Source organism: Streptomyces sp. NPDC034049 (assembly GCF_055575575.1).
This window is the reverse complement of the sequence record NZ_JBVISJ010000040.1, coordinates 1-6,322: the sequence shown is the minus strand read 5'-3', so window position 1 is coordinate 6,322 and position 6,322 is coordinate 1. Positions and strand designations below refer to the sequence as shown.

At 71.1% G+C, this 6,322-nt stretch carries 5 protein-coding genes; 2 read left to right on the top strand and 3 right to left on the bottom strand.

Going from position 1 to position 6,322, the window contains the following annotated elements:
- The first annotated feature begins 1,761 nt into the window (after positions 1-1,761).
- Both ACZ52C_RS41795 and ACZ52C_RS41790 read left to right on the top strand, forming a co-directional pair.
- Positions 1,762-2,154, top strand: coding sequence for a MobC domain-containing protein (locus ACZ52C_RS41795; protein WP_469079763.1), 393 nt, complete (start codon positions 1,762-1,764; stop codon positions 2,152-2,154).
- Entirely contained in the window at positions 2,151-3,227 is a 1,077-nt protein-coding gene (locus ACZ52C_RS41790; protein ID WP_469079762.1) for a relaxase/mobilization nuclease domain-containing protein, read from the top strand. Before ACZ52C_RS41795 ends, ACZ52C_RS41790 begins: the two co-directional genes overlap by 4 nt.
- Before the next feature lie 4 nt (positions 3,228-3,231).
- Here the strand turns inward: ACZ52C_RS41790 and ACZ52C_RS41785 are convergent, their stop codons facing one another.
- The 3 genes from ACZ52C_RS41785 to ACZ52C_RS41775 form a co-directional block, all read right to left on the bottom strand.
- Complete coding sequence (locus ACZ52C_RS41785; protein WP_469079761.1) at positions 3,232-4,899, bottom strand: replication protein; 1,668 nt, start codon at positions 4,897-4,899, stop codon at positions 3,232-3,234.
- 589 nt (positions 4,900-5,488) lie between these two features.
- Positions 5,489-5,758: a hypothetical protein gene (locus ACZ52C_RS41780; protein WP_469079760.1), complete on the bottom strand. Its 270-nt coding sequence runs from the start codon at positions 5,756-5,758 to the stop codon at positions 5,489-5,491.
- A 276-nt stretch (positions 5,759-6,034) separates the two neighbouring features.
- On the bottom strand, positions 6,035-6,265 hold the full coding sequence (locus ACZ52C_RS41775) for a hypothetical protein (RefSeq protein ID WP_469079759.1): 231 nt from the start codon (positions 6,263-6,265) through the stop codon (positions 6,035-6,037).
- Positions 6,266-6,322 lie beyond the last annotated feature (57 nt).

Below are 6,322 nucleotides of genomic sequence, written 5' to 3'. Positions count from 1 at the left end.
GCTTCGGCCCGAAGTTCGCGCGGTGTCTTCTGCGTCATGCAATTCAGATTGACACGTAATGTGCGAGCTGTGCAAGCCTGACACTCTGAATGTCTTGAAATAGCCTGCGCTTTTCGCGTTCAAACTTTCTCTACTGGATCAAGGCGGCCCGCAAGCGGGCCGCGCAGCCCGGCCCGCGTCCGGGCCCGCGCTCATGTCTCCGCCCTGCGCCAGCCCGGCCACCGACCGGGCCGCCAGAGCCCACAAACGGCCCTCTGAGCCATCGGAAGCGGCCCGCGCGGGACTTGGGCCGCCAGTCGCCCAATGGCCGCTCACGGGGCCGCACAGCGGCTACTCGCCGGGGTTTACATGGCCGCAGATCCGCCGACTGCTGCTCTCGCCGTTGTGCTCGTAGATCCAGGCTGACGGGGAGGGGGAGTGGGGTCGCGCGCGCTGAGCGGCCGTCTGGCGGACGGGGAGTTGGGCGGGCCGCCGTACCCCCGCCGTCACGGATGCGGGCGCGCGAGGCGACCCCTAGGCCCGGCAAGGGCTGGCGGGGAGCAGCTGCTGCCGCGATACGGCGAAGACCGGATAGCTGGTCAGCCCTGACCCTCTCGCCGTGGCGAACCGTCCGACTCTCCGTCGTCGGTGTTCTTGGGCAGCAAGGGGAACGCCTGAGCAGTCATCCCCGACCGCGGACGCGAGGGACGAGGCAGCGGCGGAAGCGGACGGAGCGGAGCCGGAACAGCGGGAACCGGCTCCCCACCAGCCCGTTCCATTTCGTCACGTGACGAATCGTCGGGGTGCCGGGTTTCGACACGTGACGAATCTCGGCGTACGACGGCCGCCGCGACGGCAGCGACCACGGCCTCCCGCTGTCGTCTCGCCTCGTACGCCCGCTGTCGGCAGCTGCGGCGGCAGTAGTCCTTGCTGCGGCCGACGCCGGATTGCGCGATCTCCGAGCCGCACCAGGCACAGAGCTTCGCGCCGGTTGGGTCCCGTGGGGTGTCACTCGTCATGCCGCCGACCGTACGCGGAGGGTGGGCACCTGCACGAAGTGCCGGCGCCTACCCGGCCGGGGTCGTCGCGTACGTCATCGGCGCCCGCCGTACATCTTCGAGATGACGTACGGCGATGAGCACCAGGAGCACGGCCACGACCCGGCAAACTCCCGGCATGAGCACACCGCGCCGCCAACTCGGCACCGGACCGAGCACGACCAGGACCACGCCGACGACGGAGACCTCACCGCGGCTTCTCGCCGCTGAACGCGTCGACCCGGGCGCGCTCCTGGGGGAAGTCGGGCGCGCCGAGGTGACCCGTCCGGCAGGGCGGCGGGTCCTCGGAAGCAGAGGAGCAAGGGCGGTCGACGGGCACGGGAGCCCAAGGGGCTCCCAGCGCCCGACGACCTCGGGCAGTTGACCGAGTGCGGGTCGGAGTCGCCCAGGAATCCCTGCGGTTCGGCCCCTGCGGGCCTGCGTCGGGATTCCTGGGAGTGAGTTATGTCGATGCGCTTTGCTTATCGACACTCGCCCCACACTCCCTACGGTCGCGGCGGGGGAGAGACCGGGCCCTGAACGGGCCACGGTCCGCCGGGCGGAGCCCGCCCGCCGGAGGCCGGACAGCTCCGCCCGCACGGGCCATTGGGCCCGTGCGGAGTCGGCTTCCCCACGCTGCTGCACCGAACGGCGTGGGCAACCCGACGACCATCCGCGTGTTCACCCACGGGCCCCGACCCGGCAGGCTTGGTGATCACGGATCACCAGCGGAGGGAGCGGGGGAATGGTGCGGGGGACGCCGGGCAAGAAGCGCCGGCACTGTGTCTCGGTGCGGCTCACCGAGGAGGAGCTAGAGCGGTGGCACCGCGCCCGCGAGAAGACCGGCCGCCGGGAACTCGGGGCGTGGGTGCGGGCGGTGGTCGAGCAGCGGTTGGGCCGCCGGGGCATCCCCGGCGACGTGCCGACCGTGCCGCTCGTGAACGCGGCGGCGTACGGCCAGCTGGTCGCGGCGGCGAACAACCTGAACCAGCTGACGCGGTACAGCCACGAGCGCGGCCAGCTGCACGCCGCCATCGAGGAGGCGATCGCGGAAGTCGGCCGCGCGGCCCTCGCGGTGCGCGGACTCGGGCCGGACCGCGAGACCGACGAGGACCAGGACGACGAGGCCGACCGGTGATTGCCAAGATCACCAAGGGGAGAAGGGCGGGCGGTGCTCTCCGGTACGACTTCGGGCCCGGCCACCGGGAGGAACACGAGAACCCCCGGATCGTGGCTGGGTCGGTGCCGGGCACCCCGCAGCAGGTTGCCCGGATCATCGACCGGCACAGCCGCCAACGGCCTGACGTGAGCAAGCCGATATGGCGCTGCTCCCTCAGCCTCCCCGACGAAGACGGGGTGCTCGCCGACGAGAAGTTCGCCGAGATCGCCGAGCAGTACGTCGGACGGATGTGGGGCGCCGACGTGCCATGGGTCGCCGTCCGCCACGGTGACGACCACATCCACCTGACCGTGTCCCGCATCCGGTGGTCAGGCGAACTTGCGTCCGACAGCCACGACTACCGCAGGTCGAGGCCGATCGTCCGCGCGCTCGAAGCCGAGCACGGCCTGATCAACGCCGAGGAGCAATCGAACCGGCAGGCCCCGCAGGTGTCCGGGCCCGAGCGGGCCGCCGCCCAGCGCCGAGGAGCCGAGCGGCCGGAGCGCGAGCAGCTGCGCGAGGCGGTCCGCGCCGCCCGCGACGCGAGCGCGGGAGCGGGCCGACTCGCGTTCGAGCAGGCCCTCACCGAGGCCGGGATCTCATACCGGGCGAACGTCGCCAAGGGCGGCCGGATGAACGGCTACTCGTTCAGCCTGCCCGGCTGGACGGACGCCGAGGGCGGACAGGTGTGGTCGGCCGCCTCCAAGGTCGCCCGCGATCTGCGGTGGGCCGACCTGGGCAAAACCCTGGGCCAGCCGGACCCGCGCGTCGCGTACGCGGTCCCGGGCCAGAGTGCCGGCGCCACGGTCGAGCCGACGCAGGTCGACCAGGAGGCCCAGGCCCCCGCCGACGTCGCGGCCCGAGCATTCCCCGAACCGGCCAGGGTCGAGCCCGCGTTCATGCCGGGCGTCTCGGTGGCCGCCGCCCGCAGCAGGAGCACGACCAGGACCACGGGCCCGAAGCCGAAGCCGGGGCAGCCCGGTTGGTCGGCCGGGGCCCCGGCGGTCCCGCCGCAGCAGGACCAGAGCCGGGGCCACGGCCGAGGCCGGTAGCGGCTCAGTCCGTGGACGCGGTCGCCCACGTCCGGGCCCAGCCGTTGCGGCGGGAGGCTTGGTCGAGGCGGAAGACGAGCGTGGCGAACAGCTCCGGGCCGAAGCGGTCGATGGCCGCCTGGTCCGCCTCCAGCTCCGTGATCCGGGCCTGTCGCTCGCGCTCCTTCCGGCGGGCGAGGACGCGGGCGGTCAGGTTCTCCTGGACCTCCGCCAGTTCGTCTGCGTCGAGCACCCGGACGTGGTTGGCCCGGCCCCCGAGGGTGTCCACGAGGTCACCCACGGAGTCGTAGAACTCGTTCACCACCACGGCCTCTACCTCCATCTCAGCGTCCGCCCCGACCACCGTGGCGTGCGCAGAGGTGGTCATGACGACCCCGCCCGTCAACGGCTCCTTGGCCGCCCCCTCGTAGACGTAGTCCAGATCTCGTTCCTCGGAGTCGTCGCCGCTCAGACCGACGTGTCCGCGCAGGCCACGCGTCCACTCGATCGCCCGCCGCCCGGCGAACGCCGCCTCGTACTCCGCCCACCAGGCCCGGAGCTGGTCCGGCCTGCCGTAGCCCTCCGCCCGGCGGGGGTCGGTGCCCTGAACCTCCAGGTCCCACAGCCGGTAGAGCATCTGGAACGGGGTCATGGACTTCCGGCCCCGGCCGGTCTTGTGGTCGGCGCGGACCGTCTCCAGCGCGGCTCCGCTCGCGGCGGCCAGGTCGTCCGTCACTGAGACCGCCGGAGCCTCCTTGCCGTCCTGGACCTTGGTCAGGTAGTCGATCAGGGCAGCGTCGTCGGCTGAGGTGATGATCTGAACCATGACGCCGTGGCCCTTCCCCCGGCACTTGCAGTCGACGATGTCGCAGTCCGTAGACGGCTCGAACGCGGGGTCAATGCTCCGTAGGGTGCGGGCCCACAGGCCTCGAAGCCAGTCCTCCCAGTCCTCCAACGCGTCGTCTCCCGGCTCGAAGAAGCCGTCAGGGTCCACGGTGCCCTTGGCCGGGGTGCCGTCGATCGTGCCGCCGAGGAAGACCAGCAGGTTCATGTGCGGGTGCCAGCCGTTGGCCAGCGACCGCGTGACCTCGGAGGCCCGGACCATGCCCGCGTACCCGATGTGGTGGCGGTGGCCGTCCTGCGCCGGGCGGACGGAGTGGCCACAGCTGCCGTCCTTGCGCTCCCACCAGGAGACCGACTCCGGCCGCCCGTAGAACGCGGGGTCGGTCAGCATCCGTTGGTAGGCGCCGGGCGTACGGCGGGGCTTGCCCGACCGGTCGAGGACCACGGCGCCGGAGGCGTCCCGTTTCTGGGCGCCCCACAGGGCGTCTGAGAGCCTGTCCAGCTCGGTCGTGCGGTTGTGGCGGGCGGTGAGCACAACGGCCGCGAGAGTGCCTCCTGCAGCCAGCCAGCGCAGAGCACCGGTCTTGAGTTCCTCGGTGCGGCCCTTGCGGATCGAGGCGGAGCACTCGGGGCAGAACCAGATCCGTCCGCAGCGGACCAGGCCGATCGTCACGGCGTACCCGCGCGAGGACCGGCCGACGATCACGCCCGTGTCGGGGTCTAGGACGTTCCGGCCGCAGCCCCGGCAGGCGCCGATGCCCGACGTGCGGTTGAGCACCTTCCGGCCCTGCCACCGGCGGACCGCCGCAGCCGCCGCCTTGTCCGCGCGGGTCTCCTGCGGAGCGTCCACGCCAGCATGGCCGTTCTGCGTTTCCGCAGGTCCAGGCGACTTGGAAAACTCTGTCAACCCTTTACCTAGGCGACCGCTTTTGGTCTGACCTGCGGAAACGGCGTCTGCGGGGGCTCTTTTGGAGCCGCCGGGGTCCCGCCGGGCCGCGCTGCGGCAGGCCTCGCCACAGAAGCGGCGGGCGCGCTTGCCAGGGGTCCGGACGAGCGGTTTCCCGCAGTAGCAGCGGGCGGGCTCGGAAACACGTACGGCCCTGGTCAGCGACGCGTCCGAAGACGGGGTCGCAACCGGGGCCGGTTGTCCTGCATCATTGGGCAACAAGGTGAGCACCAATCCTTGAGTCCGTGGAAAGTCTTTTTGGATCTTGGTGTTCGCTTCGGGCCCGGTGTTAGCGCACCGGGCCCTCTGCGTTGTCTGGGGTTGTGAGGGTTGAGCCTGCCACATGTGACACCGCATCAACCCGGTGGCACACGGATTCGGTTGTGGCTGGTGTGACTTCGAAGGGCCGAAGAATGTCCCGCCGGTTGGACCGGTGGGGCGTTCTTGCTGGTCAGGCGTCATTGTCTTCGTCGAGCAGATCACCCATGACAGGTCATCGGTCCAGCTCCCTGTCTGCCTTGTCGGCTTTGGCGAGGATCACGTCGATGCAGCCACCCGGCAGGTCCACGGTTCCGTCCAGGTCGTCCAGGTCGTCCAGGGTGACGCCGTGGAGTCCGGTGGCGAGCAGCAGGCTCTCCAGCAGGAGCCGGGCGTCCTTGCGCTGCTGGTCGGTGATCGGGGGACTGCCGCGCTTGATGGCTGCAATCCGGTCGGCCTTCGTTCGGCCCTTGCGGTCGGTGTAGGCCGGGTTCGGGTCGGTCATGGGTCGAGGCTCCCCGGGTGGGGCCGGGGGCGCCGGCACTTCGTGCAGGCGACCCCGGCGGGCAGTTGGTCAGGCAGCGGGGGTGAGTCGGGCGGCGAGCTGGGTGGCGGCGGCGAGGATGCCGGATCTCCAGACCGGGGCCGGTGATCCGACCCGCGTGGGCCCGGACGCTCTCCGGCTGAATCGCCTCCAGCTCCCCGAGGAGAGCGGCGACCCGTTCGGCGATCTCGACCGCCCGAGCGTCCTCGTCCGGGGTCGGCATCTACTGACGCATGATCACTCGCCGTCCTTCGGCTGGGCCCAGGCCCGGACCGTGTTCGGAGCAACGGCGGTCAGTTCCGTGATCCGCCGGATCGGGACCTCCATCCGCCTGGCCTCCCGAACGAGGGGCCGCAGCTCGGCATCGAGCGCCTCCAGTTGGGCGAGGAGCTTGATCCGCTGCTGTCCCGGGCCCGTGAGCGCGGCCTCGGCTTCGGCCCGAAGTTCGCGCGGTGTCTTCTGCGTCATGCAATTCAGATTGACACGTAATGTGCGAGCTGTGCAAGCCTGACACTCTGAATGTCT